Raw genomic sequence first — 16,213 nt, forward strand, 5'->3', positions numbered from 1 at the left:
GGGCCGGGTCAGGGCCGTCCGCGTCCGTGGCGTTCACGCGGTCCGGGAGCCGCTCCGGAGGTACGCCAACGCCGTTCCGTGGTGTCGGCCGGGGAGCTGTACCGCTCCCTGCCGACAACCACCACTGTGCCGGAGCCGTGTTAAGCCGGTGCTGCCGTCACGTGTCGGGCCCGTACCGATCGGGCGACAGGCCGACGGCCCGAGGCCGACCGGCCCGGCGGCGGACCGGGTGGGCCGACCGACCACCCGGCCGGCCGGCCACCCCGCCCACGGACCTGCTTGCCCTACTTGCCGGACTTCGCGAGGAACGCCAGCAGGTCCTGGCGGCTGACGACCCCGGTCGGCTTGCCCTCGACCAGCACGATCGCCGCGTCGGCCTCCCCCAGCACCGCCATCAGCTCCGACACCGGCTCGCCGGAGCCGACCTGCGGCAGCGGCGCGCTCATGTGCTTCTCCAGCGGGTCGCCCAGCGAGGCCCGCTGCGCGAACAGGGCCGCCAGGAGTTCCTTCTCCACCACGGAACCGATGACCTCGGCGGCCATCACGTCCGGGTGGCCGGCGCCCGGCTTGACGATCGGCATCTGCGAGACGCCGTACTCGCGCAGCACGTCGATGGCCTCGCCGACCGTCTCCTCGGGGTGCATGTGGACCAGGGACGGCATGGCGCCCTCCTTGTCCCCGAGCACGTCACCGATGCGCGCCGACGGTCCGGCCTCCTCCAGGAAGCCGTGGCCCGCCATCCACTCGTCGCTGAAGATCTTGCTCATGTAGCCGCGGCCGCTGTCGGGCAGCAGGACGACGACCACGTCGTCCGGGCCCAGGCCCTCGGCGGCCTTGAGCGCGGCGACGACCGCCATGCCGCAGGAGCCGCCGACCAGCAGGCCCTCTTCCTTGGCGAGGCGACGCGTCATCTGGAAGGAGTCCTTGTCGGACACCGCGATGATCTCGTCCGTGACGTTGCGGTCGTAGGCGGTCGGCCAGAAGTCCTCGCCGACGCCCTCGACCAGGTACGGGCGGCCGGACCCGCCCGAGTAGACGGAGCCCTCGGGGTCGGCGCCGATGACCTTGACCTTGCCGCCGGACACCTCCTTGAGGTAGTTGCCCGTGCCGGAGATCGTGCCGCCCGTGCCGACGCCCGCCACGAAGTGCGTGATCTTCCCGTCCGTCTGCTCCCACAGCTCGGGACCGGTGGTCTCGTAGTGCGAACGGGGGTTGTTCGGGTTGCTGTACTGGTCGGGCTTCCAGGCACCGGGCGTCTCGCGGACGAGGCGGTCGGAGACGTTGTAGTACGAGTCCGGGTGCTCGGGATCGACGGCGGTCGGGCAGACGACCACGTCGGCGCCGTACGCGCGCAGCACGTTGATCTTGTCCAGGGACACCTTGTCAGGGCAGACGAAGATGCACTTGTAGCCCTTCTGCTGGGCCACGATGGCGAGTCCTACGCCGGTGTTGCCGCTGGTCGGCTCCACGATGGTGCCGCCGGGCTTGAGGGCACCGCTCTGCTCGGCGGCCTCGATCATCCGGACGGCGATCCGGTCCTTCACGGATCCGCCGGGATTGAAGTACTCGACCTTCGCAAGGACGGTGGCCTGCAGGCCGTCGGTCACACGGTTGAGCTTCACCAGCGGGGTGTTGCCGACGAGGCTGATCATCGAGTCGTGGAATTGCACCATGTTCTCCAAGGAGGGGACTCCACGGGTTCTCCGGGAGGTCCGGCCAGAGTATGCGGAAAGGGATTGACCGACCGGCTCTACGGGGCAGGAAGGTCATCGGGGCAGCAGGAAAGCGAGGTGCCCAAGGGTGTCCAGGGCGAGGACGGCCCGCCGGATCGCGGCGGGAGCGGCGTACGGCGGAGGCGGGCTCGGGCTGCTCGGGGTCGCCGCGGTGGGCCTGGTACTGGCCGAGGTCCAGTTCGCCAAGCACACGGTGGGCACCGGCCTGCCGGATCCGCCGCGCGCCGACGGGGTGTACGGGAGCGAGTTCGGTGGTCCCGAGCTTAGTCCCGGTCCGTTGCGGCTGGGCATGCTGGGCGATTCCACGGCCGCCGGTCTCGGGGTCCGGCGGGCGCGCCATACTCCGGGCGCCCTGCTCGCCTCGGGCCTGGCGGCGGTGGCCGAGCGGCCGGTCGAGCTGCGCAACGTGGCCCTGTCGGGGGCCATGTCGGACGACCTCGACCGCCAGGTGGGCCTGCTGCTGGACGGGGCGGCCCCGGCCCCCGACGTCTGCGTGATCATGATCGGCGCGAACGACGTGACGCGCCGGATGCCGCCCACCCAGTCGGTCCGGCTGCTCACCGCGGCGGTACGCCGGCTGCGGCTCGCGGGCGCCGAGGTCGTCGTCGGCACCTGCCCGGACCTGGGCACGATCGAACCGGTCTACCAGCCGCTGCGCATGCTGGCCCGCCGGGTCTCGCGCCAGCTCGCCGCCGCCCAGACGATCGGCGTGGTCGCGCAGGGGGGCCGTACCGTCTCGATGGGCGACCTGCTCGGGCCGGAGTTCGCGGCGAACCCGCGCGAGATGTTCGGCCCCGACTCCTACCACCCGTCGGCGGAGGGGTACGCGACGGCCGCCATGGCCGTGCTGCCGACCCTGTGCGCGGCGCTGGGGCTGTGGCCCGGGTCGGACCGCCTCGACGTGTCCCGGGACGAGGACCTGCTGCCGGTCGCGAAGGCCGCTTCCGCCGCGGCCGGCGAGGCGGGCACCGAGGTCACCCCGGCCCGCGGCCCGTGGGCCCTGCTCAAGCACCGGCGGCGCCGGCGGGTCCCGGAGTCCGAGCCGATCGGCGGGCCCGCCGAGGCGGGCGACGGGAGTGTGGCGGGTGCGACGGCCGGGAACGCCGGAAGTACGGACGCCCCGGTGTCCGGCCCCTGACGGCGGCCGGACCGGCGTCCCACCGGGCCGGTGCGGTCCTCATCACACCGCGAGGCCGGTGACCTCGACGGTACGGGCCGGTAACTTCACATGCTGGTCCGGTACGAGCCGCAACGCACCCCCTTGGAGCCCCGATGCCCGAAGCAGTCATCGTTTCCACCGCCCGCTCGCCCATCGGGCGCGCCTTCAAGGGGTCCCTCAAGGACATCCGCCCGGACGATCTGACCGCGACGATCATCCGGGCCGCCCTCGCCAAGGTTCCCGAGCTGGACCCGCGCGAGATCGACGACCTGATGCTGGGCTGCGGCCTGCCGGGCGGCGAGCAGGGCCACAACCTGGGCCGCATCGTGGCCGTACAGATGGGCATGGACCACCTGCCGGGCTGCACGATCACCCGTTACTGTTCCTCGTCCCTCCAGACCTCCCGCATGGCCCTGCACGCCATCAAGGCGGGCGAGGGCGACGTCTTCATCTCGGCGGGCGTCGAGATGGTCTCCCGCTCCGTGAAGGGTTCCTCCGACGGCCTGCCGGACACCCACAACCCGCTCTTCGCGGACGCCGAGGCGCGTACCGCCGCGGTGGCGCAGAGCGAGGGCGCGTCCTGGCACGACCCGCGCGAGGACGGCCTGGTCCCGGACGCGTACATCGCGATGGGGCAGACCGCCGAGAACCTGGCCCGGCTCAAGGGCGTGACCCGCCAGGACATGGACGAGTTCGGCGTGCGCTCGCAGAACCTGGCCGAGGAAGCCATCAAGAACGGGTTCTGGGCGCGCGAGATCACCCCGGTCACGACCCCGGACGGCACGGTCGTCGCCACGGACGACGGCCCCCGCGCCGGCGTCACGCTGGAGGGCGTGCAGGGCCTGAAGCCCGTCTTCCGGCCGGACGGCCTGGTGACGGCCGGCAACTGCTGCCCGCTGAACGACGGCGCCGCCGCGCTGGTCATTATGAGCGACACGAAGGCGCGGGAGCTGGGCCTGACCCCGCTGGCCCGGATCGTCTCCACCGGCGTGACCGGCCTCTCCCCCGAGATCATGGGCCTGGGCCCGGTCGAGGCGTCCAAGCAGGCGCTGAAGCGGGCCGGCCTGACCGTCGGCGACATCGACCTCTTCGAGATCAACGAGGCGTTCGCCGCGCAGGTCATCCCGTCGTACCGGGACCTGGAGATCCCGCTGGAGAAGCTGAACGTCAACGGCGGGGCCATCGCCGTCGGTCACCCGTTCGGGATGACCGGTGCGCGCATCACCGGCACGCTGATCAACAGCCTCCAGTTCCACGACAAGCAGTTCGGCCTCGAAACGATGTGCGTGGGCGGCGGCCAGGGCATGGCCATGGTCATCGAGCGGCTGAGCTGAGCCGTAGCGAAGGGTAGGGGTGCCCCGAGGGGCCCCCGCCCGCGTCGACTCTCCGTAGTCGTTCCAACCCCGTCGCGGCCGACCTGTGACCGAATCTCCCCCAGGATGTGACCTATGTCCTGGGGGATCGGCATTTCCGCAGGTCAGAGAAGTGCTTCGGGCCGGCGGGGGACCTTTGGCCTGTCCAATTCATGACGTAATGCACTGCATGCCATTCCCAGCACAGGTCAAGCTGATGTAGGAAGTCGGGGGATCGAATCAACCAGGAGTTAGTCAGTGAGCGCCATGTCTCTTGCCCTGCTGCTGACCACGGCCGCTGCCACGGCCGTGGGCGCCGCTGCGCTGCACGCCGTACACGGACTGCGTAAGCAGGTCACGGCCCTGCGCGGCGAGCTGGCGATGCCGGCCCAGCCGCGCGGTGCGACCGTCCCGCACGCCCGCAGCGCCGTGGAGTCCCCCGCCGCCGAGATACGAGCCGCCGTCGCCGAGGCCCTCGCCGAGGAGCGGGAGCGGGAGCTGGCCGAAGCACGGGCCTTCTGGGCCGCGCAGGAGGCCCGCGACGCCGCCGACGCCTCCCCCAGCTTCGCCGGCGAGGCCCCGGGCTCGCTGCTGGGCGGTCTGCCCGGGCTCGGCGAGGACAGCCCGGTGTTCCTCCCCCGGCAGGCCGACCTCGTGGGTCTGGAGCCGGTTCTCGGCGAGGACCTGCTCGACGACTACCCCGAGGACTCCGCCGAACTGGCGGCCGCCCGCAGACGGCATCCGTCGCACCCCGACTTCGTCCCCGTCCAGGCCCCGCACCCGGGCGTGGACCACGAGCGCACCGTGAGCCGCCTGGAAGAGCTCGCGGAGGCCCGTACGGCCCTCGCGGACGTCCGGCCCGGCCCGCTGGGCACCCTGGACGTGTACGTCTTCACGGACGGCACCACGCTCTGTATGACCCCGGGTCACCGGGAGACCGCGGAGCGCCTCGCGGAGGCCCTGCGCTCGGGCACGGCCCCGGTGCTGCTGGGCGGCTCGGGGATCTCCGGCGCCTACGCCCTGACCTTCTCCTGCGGTGACACCGAGGACCCGGACAGCAACGTCTACATCCTCGCGGACCGCGTCATCGCATCGCTCTGAGTTCCGCCTGCTCCACCAGTCGCACGGCCTCGTCCAGCATCACGGACGGGGCCGTTCCGCTCTCGCCGCGCTCGCCGCTCTCGTCCGTGCGCAGGGCGCGCAGCGCCTCGGCGAGGTCCTGACCGGTGACCGCCACCTGGTCGCCGACGACGAAGACGCCGGCGTCCGGTACGACGCGCGCCGGAGCCGCCCCCCTCGGGTCCCGGGCCGCGTCCTCCAGCCGCTGGGCGCGCACCGCGAGCTCGCGGGCCAGTTCCAGCGCCTCGGCGGCGGCTCCGCGCCGGAGCCGGCTCTGCGGAGCGGACCGCAGTCGGTCGGCGAAACGTTCCACGGCGGCGGTCAGGGGCGAAGTATCAAGCACCCGGCCGACCTTACGCGCCGCCCCGGCGCCATTGCCAACGGGCGAACGCTGAGGCACGGTGTCGTGAAGAGAACAAGGCGATACCTCCGGAGGCGCCCATGTCCGTAGAGTTCTCGGAGCAGACACACCGCAACATGATCGACAGAATTCCCGTGACCACCGGTCGTGAAGTGTCCGACTGGCTGCGCACCGTGGACGACGGCCCGTCCCTCGTCCGGTTCGAGGAGAAGGTGAGCTGGTTGCGCGGCGCGCACGACCTCTCGTACGGCCAGGCCAAGGCGATCATCCACGAGTACGACCTGCGCAGGGCCGCCCGCAGACTCGGCTGATCCCCTGCCCGTGCCGCACCGCACGAGTCCCCCGACCGCCCCCCGTCCCTACCGCTGATCCGTACCGGTCCACGACGCGGGAAGGCCCCGCGAGCGACATCGCTCGCGGGGCCTTCCCCTGTCGGACCCGGCGCCCCCGACGTGGAGGGAGCCGAACGGGCCGGGACCGGCCGACCCGCCGGTTCTAGTCGTCGCCGGAGAGGATCTGGAACAGCCGCAGCAGCTCCAGGTAGATCCACACCAGGGTCAGGGTGAGGCCGAAGGCCGCCAGCCAGGACTCCTCGCGCGGCGCACCGTACGCGATGCCGTCCTCGACCTGCTTGAAGTCCATGGCGAGGAAGCAGGCGCCGAGGATCACGCCGACGATGCCGAACAGGATGCCGAGGCCGCCGCTGCGGAAGCCGAGGCCGTCGCCGCCCCCGAAGAGGGAGAACAGCAGGTTGACGACCATGAGCAGCATGAAGCCCATGGTGGCCGCCATCACGAAGCCGGTGAAGCGGCGCGTGACACGGATCCAGCGCATCTTGTAGGCGAAGAGCACCGCGGCGAAGACGCACATGGTGCCCAGCACGGCTTGGACGACCACGCCCGAGCTGATGTAGGTGCTGGTCGCCGAGCTGATGACGCCGAGGAACACGCCCTCGAAGGCCGCGTACGCCAGGATCAGCGCGGGGACCGGCGTGCGCTTGAAGGACTGGACGAGCGCCAGGACCATCGCGATGAGCGCGGCCCCGATGGCGATGCCGTACGACTTGTTGATGTTGGCCGGGTCGACGGGCAGCGCGATCCAGGAGATGACCGCGGTGAGCACCACCGTGCCGAGCGTCATGGCCGTACGGCTCACGACGTCGTCCATCGACATCGTGTGGCCGCGCGCCGGCGCCTGCGGCATCCCGGTGACGGGGTCCGCGGCGTAGGGGTTCGTCCCGTACGGGTTGGTCGCGGTCCCGGCCTGCTGCGCGTCAAAGCCCGCGTAGCCGCCGGTGTCGCGGCTGAACCCCCGTCGCGAGAAGACCGGGTTACTGCTCCTCATCTCACTCCTCCGTGGCCGCGGGACGCGGCCGTCAGCTCAAGAGTAATGCGTTCGCAAAGAAACCACCCTACTGCTGGAGGAGGATCTTAGGAGAAGGTGTGGCGAACCGCGCGGGAGACGTCACGACGTGTCCGCGCGCCGCGCGGACGGGCCGCCGCGCTGTGTTCAAAGCTGATAAATGCTCTATGTTGCACAGGCAAAAACACGGGGGAGGCGGCGGACGGCACATGGCACGGGACTACGACAGTCAGCTGCTGGAGTCGGTGGCGGTACGCCGTCGCAGGATGCGCGACGCGCTGCTGTTCGGCGCGCAGCGGGCGCGGCGCACGGCGGACGAACGGCTCGGGAAGTTGTTCGCGGGCATCGCCATCGCGGCCGTGCTCTGCGCCGGATGCGTCGGCTGGTCCTTCATCCAGGCCACGCTGGCGAAGCAGAAGGCCGAGCAGCAGAAACAACAGCAGCAACAACAGCAACAGCTCCAGCCGTTCGGGCAGTCACCCAAGCAACCCGCCGGTCCGTCGAGTGCGCCGGGCGCGTCGAAGGCCGCGGACCCGACCGCCACGGGGCACCCGTCGAAGTCCCCGAAGCCGTCGAACCCGTCGAAAGCGCCGTCCGCGCCGGTGTCGAAGTCGCCCCGCCCGAGCGGATCGTAGACATCCCCCCGACCTCTCTTACCCGAAGGCCCGCGACACCGCGATGGTAGGTTCCTGCAAGTGGTGAGCACAGCAACGACTTCCCGAGCACAGCTGTCCCGGGTGACCCTGGTCGGCGAGCGGCGCCGGGCCGACATGGTCCTGCCGTCCGACACGCCGATCGGGCAGTTGCTCCCGGACATACTCCAGTTGCTCGACGACCGGGCCGCCTCCCGGCCGATGACGCGCCAGTTGGTGACCTCGGACGGCTCGGCGCTTCCGCAGGACAGCACGCTGGCCTCGGCCGGCATAGCCGACGGCGCCGTCCTGCGGCTCGTCAGGATCCACTCCGCGCCGCCCGCCCCCGTCGTGCACGACGTCACCGACCTGGTGGCCGACGACCTCGACCTGCGGGCCTGGCGCTGGCGCCCCGCCGCCCGCCGGGGCAGTGCGGGGGTCGCGACCGTCCTGTTCACGATGACCGCCGCGCTGCTCGCCCGGCGCGAGGTCGCCCTCGACACCCTGACCGTCGGCCTGCTGGTCGTCACCCTCGTCCTGCTCGCCGCCGGCGCGATCGGCGCCCGGATCGGGCAGGGCAACCGGGGACTGGCCACCGCCCTGCTGTTCGCCTCCGGTGGGCTCGGGGTGGTCACGGCGTGGACCGCCGCCGACGCCCACCACTGGTCGGGGGTCCTGCGGCTCGCCGCCGTCGCGGGCGCGCTGGTCGCGACGTTCGCCATGCTCGGCTACTTCTCCCCGCTCGGCCGCGGCGGGCTCATCGGCGCCGGGGCCCTCGCGGTCATCACGCTGGTGTGGGAGGCCGTCGCCGCCGTCCAGGGGGAACCGGCGCGCCTCGGTACGGTCATGGCCCTGTTCTCGGTGTTGCTGCTCGGTCTGCTGCCGCGGCTCGCGCTGATGGCGTCGGGACTGACCGCGCTGGACGACACGCGCTCCGGCGGCGCCTCCGTCAGCCGCCACCAGGTGGGCAACGCCCTCGCCGCCACGCACCGCGGTCTCGCCCTCGCGACGATCGCCACCGCCGGCTCGGCCGCCGCCGCGGGCTGGCTGCTCACGCTGGCCGCGCGGCCGAACGTGTGGACCGTGGTGCTGCCGTCGCTCGTCGCCGTGGTGCTGCTGTCGCGGGCGCGGGCGTTCCCGCTGGTCGCCGAGGTCGTGGCGCTGCTCGCCGCGGCGGCCGTCCTCTTCGTACGCCTCGTGCTGCTGTGGATCGGTCACGGCGGCGGGACGGGCGCGCTGGTCGTGCTGTGCGTGGCCGCGCTGCTGCCGCTGCTCGGGCTCGCCGTACAGCCGCCCGAGCACGTGCAGGTGCGGCTGCGGCGCACGGCCGACTTCATCGAATCCGTCGGTGTGGTGGGGCTGTTCCCGCTGGCCGTCGGGGTGTTCGGCATCTACGGGCAGTTGCTCGACAAGTTCTGAGTCAACGCGCAGGCGGCTCCCGGCGGGGCGGCAGGTCGTACGAGAGGGGTAGGGGCAGGGATGCCGAGCGGAGACAACTGGCAGGGCGATGTCCTGCGCGACCTGAAGGGCGGCGGCGCGGGTCGGCCGCTGCCCGAGGGGCAGGGGCCGGTCGGGCCCGATCCGCAGGGCGCGCCCCCGTCCCCGGGCCCGGGCGCCGAGGACGCGGGGGCGGCCGGGGCCGCCGGGTACGGCTACCCGGGCCCGTCCGCCCCGGCACCCCAGGGCCCGGCGCCGCAGGTACCACCCGCCCCGTCCCCGGTGCCGTACCCCGCCGCGCCGCACGCCCCCGCGCCGTACCCGCCCACCCCGCAGCACCCGGCCCCGCAGCCCCCGGCGCACGGCCTCGCCCCGCGCCCCGCGCAGGGCTACGCCGCCGACGCCGCAGGGCGCCCGGCGCGCACCCTGGACTCCCGTCCCGCCGTCGACCCCGGCCTGGTCGGCGCGCGCCGCAAGCCCCGTAACGGTGAACCCTTCCTGGCCCGGGCCGCGGGCGTGCTCTGGCGAACCGTTTCCTCCTCGGTCGCCCGCGAGGTCGCCGATGCCTCCCACACCGCCGAGCTGCTCCAGCAGCCCGTGACGACCGGCCGGCAGATCGCCGTCACCTCCATCCGCGGCGGCGCCGGCAAGTCCACCGTCGCCGCCCTGCTCGGCACGACGTACGCGCACTACCGCCAGGACCCGGTGCTCTTCGTCGAGGCCGACCCGGCCCTCGGCTCGCTGCCGATCCGGCTCGGCGCCGAGTCACTGCGCTGGACCACCGGTGACGTCGCCGACATCATCGAGCCGCAGATGTCGCTGCTCGACGTCACCGGCTACCTCGTCCAACTCCGCGACAACGCCTGGTTGCTGCCCGGCAGCCAGGGCCAGATCGGCGCGATGCTCGACACCCGGTCCTACGAACGGGCCATGGTCGCGCTGCGCCGCTACTTCGGCGTGACGGTGGTCGACTGCGAGACGCTGCCCGCCGAGGTCGCCCGCGTCGCGCTCTCCGCCTCCCAGGCCCGCGTCCTCACCACCCCGGCGACCCTCGACGGCGTCGCCAGCACGTACGCGGTGCTCCAGTGGATGCAGGGCCTGCCCCCGCACGTGATCGCCGGCACGGTCGTCGTCCTCACGGAGCAGGCCCCGCGGGCGGGCATCGACGTGGACGAGGCGGTGCGCACGCTGCGCACCACCGGGGCGAGCGTCCACGTCCTGCCGCACGACCGCCACCTGGCGGACGGCGGCGCCCTGCGCACCGACCTGCTCGCCCGGGCGACCCGGGCGGCGGCCACCCGGATCGCCGCGGACGCCTTCCAGCTCTCGCAGAAACGCCACTGACCAACCACCACGGGACCACCACGGACGACCACGGCGCCACACGACGACACGACGACGACGGACGACGAAGATGAGCACGCGACTGATCCACCGCCCCGCCAGGACGGTCCGGCCACCGGCCGCCTCCGAGGCCCGCACCATCGAGGCGCCGCCCAACCTGCCCGAGGGCAAGGCGGGCAACATCGCGATGTCGCTGCTGCCCGTGGCCGGCGTGATGTCGTCGGTGGTGATGATGACGGTCGTCCGCAACAGCCAGTTCGCCGCGCTCGGCGCCCTGATCCTCGTCGTCACCGTCATAGGCTCCGTCGGCCTCGTCTTCTCCCAGCGCGGCAAGGCCCAGCGCACCCGCCGCACCCAGCGGGAGGCGTACCTCGCCTACCTGGAGGACCTCCGGGAGGAGCTCGCCGCCGAGGAGCGCCGGCGGGCGGAGCACGCCGGCGTGCTCAACCCGCCGCCGAGCGCCCTGTACGACATCGTGCGCGACCCGGCCCGGCTGTGGGAACGCCGCCGCGTCGACGGGGATTTCCTGCGGGTGCGCGTCGGGACGGGTGAGATGCCCGTACGGGACCTGCGGATCGCCGATCAGGGTTCCACCGTCCTCACCCCGCCCGACCGCTTCATGCTCAACGAGGCGTCGGCGCTGACCGCCCGGTTCCGCACCGGCACCGAACTCCCGCTGACCGTGCCGCTGGACCGGGTCGGCAACGTCACCGTGATCGGCCCGCGCGAGGACGGTCTGCGCGTCGCCCGCGCCCTGCTGGTGCAGGCCGCCGCCACCCACGCCCCGGACGACGTGGCCATCGCGCTGGCGGTGCCCGGTGACCGGCTCGCGGACTGGGAGTGGGCCAAGTGGCTTCCGCACCTGCTGGACACCGAGCAGCTGGACGGCCCCGTCGCCGCCCGCCGGATCGCCCCGTCCACGACGCAGCTCGCCCGCCTGCTCGGCCCCGAACTGCGCCGCCGGGCCTCCTACGCCGCCGAGGTCCGCCGCGGACTGTCCGGCAAGGACGCCCTGTCCATGACCTCCCGCCTCCTCGTCGTCGCCGACGGGCACGGCGCGGACGCCGTCGAACTCCCCCGTCCCGACGACGCGGTCGGGCTGCGCGAGATGGGCGTCACCGTCCTGCACCTGCTCGACCAGCAAATCCAGGAGCCGGGCCACGTCGGCGTCCGGATCACCGTCGAGGGCGACCGGGTCCTCATCGAAGACCTCCGCGAGGAGGAACCGGTCAGCGCGCACGGCACGGTGGACGAGGTCGGCGGACCCTTCGCCGAGGGCCTGGCCCGGATGCTCGCGCCGCTGCGGCTGTCCGCCGAGTCGCTGATCGACGCCCCGCTGTCGGGTCCCGTCGACTTCGCCGGCCTGCTGGGCATCGAGGACGTGGCCCAGCTCGACGTCAACGGCCTGTGGGCGCCCCGCGGCGAGCGCGCCTTCCTGCGCGTGCCCATCGGCATCAGCGACTCCCACGAGCCGGTCCTGCTCGACCTGAAGGAGTCCTCCGAGCTGGGCATGGGCCCGCACGGCCTGTGCGTGGGCGCCACCGGTTCCGGCAAGTCGGAGCTGCTGCGCACCCTCGTCCTCGCGCTGGTGGCCACGCATCCGCCGGAGGACCTCGCCCTGGTACTCGTCGACTACAAGGGCGGTGCGACCTTCGCGCCGTTCGCCGGCCTGCCGCACGTCGCCGGCGTCATCACCAACCTGGAGAACCAGGCCGGTCTGGTCGAGCGCGTCCACGCCTCGCTCGCGGGCGAGGTCAAGCGCCGCCAGCAGGTCCTCAAGGACGCGGGCAACATCGCCGACATCGGCGACTACAACGCGCTGCGCACCGACCGGCGTCCCGATCTGGACCCGCTGCCGCACCTGTTCGTCGTCATCGACGAGTTCGGCGAACTCCTCACCGCGAAACCCGACTTCATCGACCTGTTCCTGTCCATCGGCCGGATCGGCCGCTCCATCGGCGTGCACCTGCTGCTGTCCAGCCAGCGCATCGAGGGCGGCAAGCTCAAGGGCCTGGACACCTACCTGTCGTACCGGCTGGGCCTGCGCACCTTCTCCGCCGACGAGTCGCGCACGGTCCTGGACACCACGGACGCCTTCCACCTGCCGCCGCTGCCGGGCTTCGGTTACCTCAAGGTGGACACCAGCCACTACGAACGCTTCAAGGCGAGCTACGTCTCCGGCGCCTACCGCGGCCCCGTCGAGCGCGCCGACGAGCAGGACACCGGGCCCCTGGCCCTCCCGTACGAGGCGTTCAACACCCTGGCCGAGCCGGAGGGCGCGGACGCGCGGGAGGTCACGGCGCGGCGCCGGGAGAGCGGGCCGACCGAGTTGGGGATCGTCGTCGGCCAACTGGAAGGGGCCGCCGCGCCGGTGCGCCGGATCTGGCTCCCGCCGCTGCCCGGCGCGATCGCGCTGGACGCGGTCGCGGGCCCGCTGGACGTGGGCCCGCGCGGCATGCAGCTCGCCAAGCGGCGGGGCAGGCTGATGGTCCCGCTCGGGGTGCTCGACGACCCGACGAAGCAGTGGCAGGGCGAGTGGTTCCTCGACCTCACCGTCGCGGGCGGCCACGCCGCCGTCATCGGCGGACCGCAGTCGGGCAAGACCACCCTGTTGCGCACCCTGGTCCTCTCGCTCGCGCTGACCCACACCCCGCAGGAAGTCGGCGTCTACGGCCTCGACCTGGTCGGCGGCGGGCTCCAGGCCCTCGCCGGGCTGCCGCACGTGGGCGGGATCGCGGGCCGCGCGGACCGCGAGCGGGCCGCCCGCACCGTGGAGGAGGTGCGCACGATGCTCGCGCTGCGCGAGGACCTCTTCCGCGAGCACGGGATCGATTCCGTCGAGCAGTTGCGCACCCTGCACGCGGCGGGCCGGCTGCCGCAGCTCGCCTCCGCCGAGATCATCCTGGTCATCGACGGCTTCGGCGCGCTGCGCGACGACTTCGAGAGCCTGGACGACGCCGTCGTCGACATCCTCAAGCGCGGCAGCGGCTACGGCATCCACGTCGTCGCCGGCATGCTGCGCTGGAACGACGTACGGATCGCCACCCAGTCGAACTTCGGCACGCGGGTCGAGCTGCGCCTCAACGACGCCGGCGAGTCCAGCGTGGACCGCAAGCTGGCCGAGACCCTGTCGCCCGACGAACCCGGCCGGGTGCTGACCGACGGCAAGCTCTTCGCCCAGGTCGCCCTGCCCCGGACGGACGGGCTCGCCGACGCCTCGGAGCTGGGCGCGGTGCTGGAGCGCACGGCCCGGACGGTGCGCGCCACGTGGAGCGGGGAGACCGCCCAGCCGGTACGGGTGCTGCCGCACCTCCTGGAGCCGCACCTGCTGCCCGGCCCGGCGGCCGAGCCGAAGCGGGTGCCGATCGGGCTGGACCAGGCGGCGCTGGCTCCGGTCCTGATCGACCTGTTCCGGCACGACCAGCACCTGCTGGTGCTCGGCGACAGCGAGTGCGGGAAGACGAACCTGCTCAAGACCATCGCGGGCGGGCTCGTCGAGCGCTACGGCGAGGAGGAGCTGGTCTTCGCCGTCATGGACCCCCGGCGCGGCCTGCGCGGGGTGGTCCCCGAGGAGTTCAACGGCGGGTACGCGTACAACGCCAAGCTGTGCGCGGGGCTGTCGGCCGGGATCGCCACCGAGTTGGAGCGGCGGATGCCCGACGACAGCGCGCCCCTGGAGGATCTGGAGCCGGGCAGTTGGGGCGGCGGGCCGCGGATCGTCGTGCTCGTCGACGACTACGACGTGCTGACCACCGCCGGGCAGTCGCCGCTGGCGCCGTTCCTGCCGTACGTGCCCTCGGCCGCGGACATCGGCCTGCACTTCGTCCTGACCCGCCGGGTCGCCGGCGCCTCGCGCGGCATGTACGAGCCGTTGGTGCAGGGGCTGCGCGAGTCGGGTGCCTCGGCCCTGGTCATGGCGGGCGACCGCAGCGAGGGGCAGTTGCTGCCCGGGGTGTACGCCGCCCAGCAGCCCGCCGGGCGGGGGGTGCTGGTCCGCCGGGGCCAGTCGAGCCGCCTGATCCAGACCGTGTACACCCGCGGGTGAGGGCCTGTGCCGTGCCCTCCCCGCACCCCTGCCGACCGAAGGACCTGACCAGCACATGACGAAGGACGTCGTCGCCCTCACCGAGCGGATGCCCGACCCCTGGACCGTGCTCGCCGGACTGCTCTCCGGAGGACCCGGGAAGCTGGTGAACGCGGCGGCCGACGGTGCCGTCGTACAGCTCTGCGACGAGGAGGGGCGCCCGCTCGTCGCCATCGAGGCGCCGCTGCTCGTGCAGGTGGAGGGCGAGGCCGAGCGGCTGCTCGGAGCCACCGCCCCGCCGGTCCCGTTCTGGTGGACGGAGGCCCGCGCCACCACCGGCGTCGCGGACGCCGCCCGGCTCGCGGGCACCTTCGCGGCCCGGCTGGCCGCGCTGGCCGGCGGCTCCGCCTGGCCGCGCGAGCCGGGGCGCTCGCTGGCCGTGGTGCGGACCGAGGGGGTCAGCGTGGCGCCGGAGCCGGCCGCCCCGCGGGCCACCGTCGACGTGCTCACGGACCGGGTGGCCGTCGTCATCCAGGACCGCCCGGTGGTGGCCATGACCGCCTGGCTCTCGGACGCCTTCCGGGCCGCCGCCGAAGCCGAGCTGGGCCTGCAGATCGTCACCCCGCCGGGCACCACGCTCTCCCCCGCGGTCCGGGAGAACCTGAGCGGCTGGCCCTCGCGCTGGGTGGTGCAGGACGAGCGCGACGGCTACTACGACGGCCTGACCGGGGCCGTACTGCGCTGGCAGGGCGGGCTCTTCGCCCCGGTCGAGGCGCTCGACGCGACGCCCGAGGATCCGCGTACCCCGGTGGCCGCCGCGTACCAGGACGTCGCCGCGACCGGGGAGCGGCAGTTGGCCGTGACCTTCCGCACGGTCCACCCCGCCGACGACCGGCTCGTCCTGGGGGGCGCCCTGGAGGCGGTGTGGCGGGAGCTGACCGGCGCGCCGCCGGCCGGGTGGGGCACCGCGGAGCCCGCCAACCTGCCGTGGTCACCGGCCCGGCTGACCGACGTCGCCCACGCGCGGGCGCCGGAGCCGACCTGGTTCGTGGTGGTCGGCGCCCCGGAGCGCCCGGGCCTCGCCACGGTGCGGGTGCGCCGTACCAAGGCGGGGGTCGAGGAGGAGGTCACCCTCGCGTTCGGCTACGGGGCGGACGAGGAACCCCCGTTGGACGCCCTGACCAGGACCGCCGAGGTGCTCGCCGGCCGCCACCACCTCCAGTCGATGCTCGTACAGCTCCGCAAAGCCCGTCGTGACCTGGCGGTGCCGCCCCGCTTCGAGGGACCGGGCGTGCCGGTGGCCTTCGTCCTGGGGGCGGAGGAGGTCCGGGCGATGCCCGGCGACCGGGCCCGTAACACGCCGCTGGCCGAACGGCCGGTGCCCCTGGGCCCGAAGACCCGTCCCGCGCTGTACTACCCGCTGCCCGGGGACCCGTCGGACCTCGCGGGATGGCAGGACTTCGAGCTGCTGATGCGGCATCTGAAGGGGGCGTGAGCCGAGCCGTTGAGATGTTCGGCTTTGGTCACAACCGGCGGATTGCAGGTTGCAAGAGCGATGTATGTTGGCAGAATTGGTCAGACTGATGGCCGTTCCATCGTGACGGGGGTGTGGGATGAAGTTCGACATGGGGACGCAGGTTCTGACGAACCTGATGTCGGGGTCGCGGACGTCGAGTACGGATCTGGGGAC

At 73.0% G+C, this 16,213-nt stretch carries 11 protein-coding genes and 1 pseudogene; 9 read left to right on the top strand and 3 right to left on the bottom strand.

Annotated elements, in window-relative coordinates; genetic code table 11:
• Nucleotides 1-284 precede the first annotated feature (284 nt).
• Nucleotides 285-1,670 (bottom strand): cystathionine beta-synthase, encoded by a 1,386-nt coding sequence (locus ACFVXJ_RS29665; protein WP_389666375.1) that lies wholly within the window; start codon nt 1,668-1,670, stop codon nt 285-287.
• A gap of 130 nt (nt 1,671-1,800) precedes the next feature.
• Here ACFVXJ_RS29665 and ACFVXJ_RS29670 point away from each other — a divergent pair, with 130 nt between their 5' ends.
• From ACFVXJ_RS29670 to ACFVXJ_RS29680, 3 genes are all read left to right on the top strand, one after another.
• The gene (locus ACFVXJ_RS29670; protein WP_389666355.1) at nt 1,801-2,871 is read left to right on the top strand and encodes an SGNH/GDSL hydrolase family protein; all 1,071 of its coding nucleotides are present in this window, start codon (nt 1,801-1,803) and stop codon (nt 2,869-2,871) included.
• A gap of 134 nt (nt 2,872-3,005) precedes the next feature.
• The gene (locus tag ACFVXJ_RS29675) at nt 3,006-4,226 is read left to right on the top strand and encodes an acetyl-CoA C-acetyltransferase (RefSeq protein ID WP_389666357.1); all 1,221 of its coding nucleotides are present in this window, start codon (nt 3,006-3,008) and stop codon (nt 4,224-4,226) included.
• 285 nt (nt 4,227-4,511) lie between these two features.
• Nucleotides 4,512-5,345: a hypothetical protein gene (locus tag ACFVXJ_RS29680; protein ID WP_389666377.1), complete on the top strand. Its 834-nt coding sequence runs from the start codon at nt 4,512-4,514 to the stop codon at nt 5,343-5,345.
• Here the strand turns inward: ACFVXJ_RS29680 and ACFVXJ_RS29685 are convergent.
• Nucleotides 5,329-5,706: a hypothetical protein gene (locus ACFVXJ_RS29685; RefSeq protein WP_389666359.1), complete on the bottom strand. Its 378-nt coding sequence runs from the start codon at nt 5,704-5,706 to the stop codon at nt 5,329-5,331. The two genes, ACFVXJ_RS29680 and ACFVXJ_RS29685, sit on opposite strands and share 17 nt — an antisense overlap.
• 98 nt (nt 5,707-5,804) lie before the next feature.
• Here ACFVXJ_RS29685 and ACFVXJ_RS29690 point away from each other — a divergent pair, with 98 nt between their 5' ends.
• A complete protein-coding gene (locus tag ACFVXJ_RS29690) occupies nt 5,805-6,035 on the top strand; it encodes a DUF4287 domain-containing protein (protein ID WP_389666361.1) in 231 nt (76 codons plus the stop codon).
• A gap of 184 nt (nt 6,036-6,219) precedes the next feature.
• Here the strand turns inward: ACFVXJ_RS29690 and ACFVXJ_RS29695 are convergent, their stop codons facing one another.
• Complete coding sequence (locus ACFVXJ_RS29695; protein ID WP_361318744.1) at nt 6,220-7,068, bottom strand: Bax inhibitor-1/YccA family protein; 849 nt, start codon at nt 7,066-7,068, stop codon at nt 6,220-6,222.
• A gap of 227 nt (nt 7,069-7,295) precedes the next feature.
• Between ACFVXJ_RS29695 and ACFVXJ_RS29700 the strand changes: the two are divergent.
• From ACFVXJ_RS29700 to ACFVXJ_RS29720, 5 genes and pseudogenes are all read left to right on the top strand, one after another.
• Nucleotides 7,296-7,598, top strand: a pseudogene (locus ACFVXJ_RS29700) (hypothetical protein); the annotation flags it as partial.
• 183 nt (nt 7,599-7,781) lie between these two features.
• Complete coding sequence (gene eccD / locus ACFVXJ_RS29705) at nt 7,782-9,137, top strand: type VII secretion integral membrane protein EccD (protein ID WP_389666363.1); 1,356 nt, start codon at nt 7,782-7,784, stop codon at nt 9,135-9,137.
• A 60-nt stretch (nt 9,138-9,197) separates the two neighbouring features.
• Entirely contained in the window at nt 9,198-10,499 is a 1,302-nt protein-coding gene (locus tag ACFVXJ_RS29710; protein WP_389666365.1) for a MinD/ParA family protein, read from the top strand.
• Between the two features lie 70 nt (nt 10,500-10,569).
• A complete protein-coding gene (eccCa, locus tag ACFVXJ_RS29715; RefSeq protein WP_389666366.1) occupies nt 10,570-14,544 on the top strand; it encodes a type VII secretion protein EccCa in 3,975 nt (1,324 codons plus the stop codon).
• A gap of 55 nt (nt 14,545-14,599) precedes the next feature.
• Entirely contained in the window at nt 14,600-16,018 is a 1,419-nt protein-coding gene (locus tag ACFVXJ_RS29720) for a DUF6177 family protein (RefSeq protein WP_389666367.1), read from the top strand.
• Nucleotides 16,019-16,213: the final 195 nt, after the last annotated feature.

Origin of the sequence: Streptomyces sp. NPDC058279 (assembly GCF_042881255.1) — a bacterium.
In the GTDB taxonomy this organism is placed as follows: domain Bacteria; phylum Actinomycetota; class Actinomycetes; order Streptomycetales; family Streptomycetaceae; genus Streptomyces.

Excerpts from the sequence above, each read along its gene's own strand:
- eccCa (WP_389666366.1), top strand. The coding sequence starts at position 10,570 with ATGAGCACGCGACTGATCCACCGCCCCGCCAGGACGGTCCGGCCACCG.
- ACFVXJ_RS29710 (WP_389666365.1), top strand. The coding sequence starts at position 9,198 with ATGCCGAGCGGAGACAACTGGCAGGGCGATGTCCTGCGCGACCTGAAG.
- ACFVXJ_RS29680 (WP_389666377.1), top strand. The coding sequence starts at position 4,512 with ATGTCTCTTGCCCTGCTGCTGACCACGGCCGCTGCCACGGCCGTGGGC.
- ACFVXJ_RS29695 (WP_361318744.1), bottom strand. The coding sequence starts at position 7,068 with ATGAGGAGCAGTAACCCGGTCTTCTCGCGACGGGGGTTCAGCCGCGAC.
- ACFVXJ_RS29675 (WP_389666357.1), top strand. The coding sequence starts at position 3,006 with ATGCCCGAAGCAGTCATCGTTTCCACCGCCCGCTCGCCCATCGGGCGC.
- ACFVXJ_RS29690 (WP_389666361.1), top strand. The coding sequence starts at position 5,805 with ATGTCCGTAGAGTTCTCGGAGCAGACACACCGCAACATGATCGACAGA.
- ACFVXJ_RS29720 (WP_389666367.1), top strand. The coding sequence starts at position 14,600 with ATGACGAAGGACGTCGTCGCCCTCACCGAGCGGATGCCCGACCCCTGG.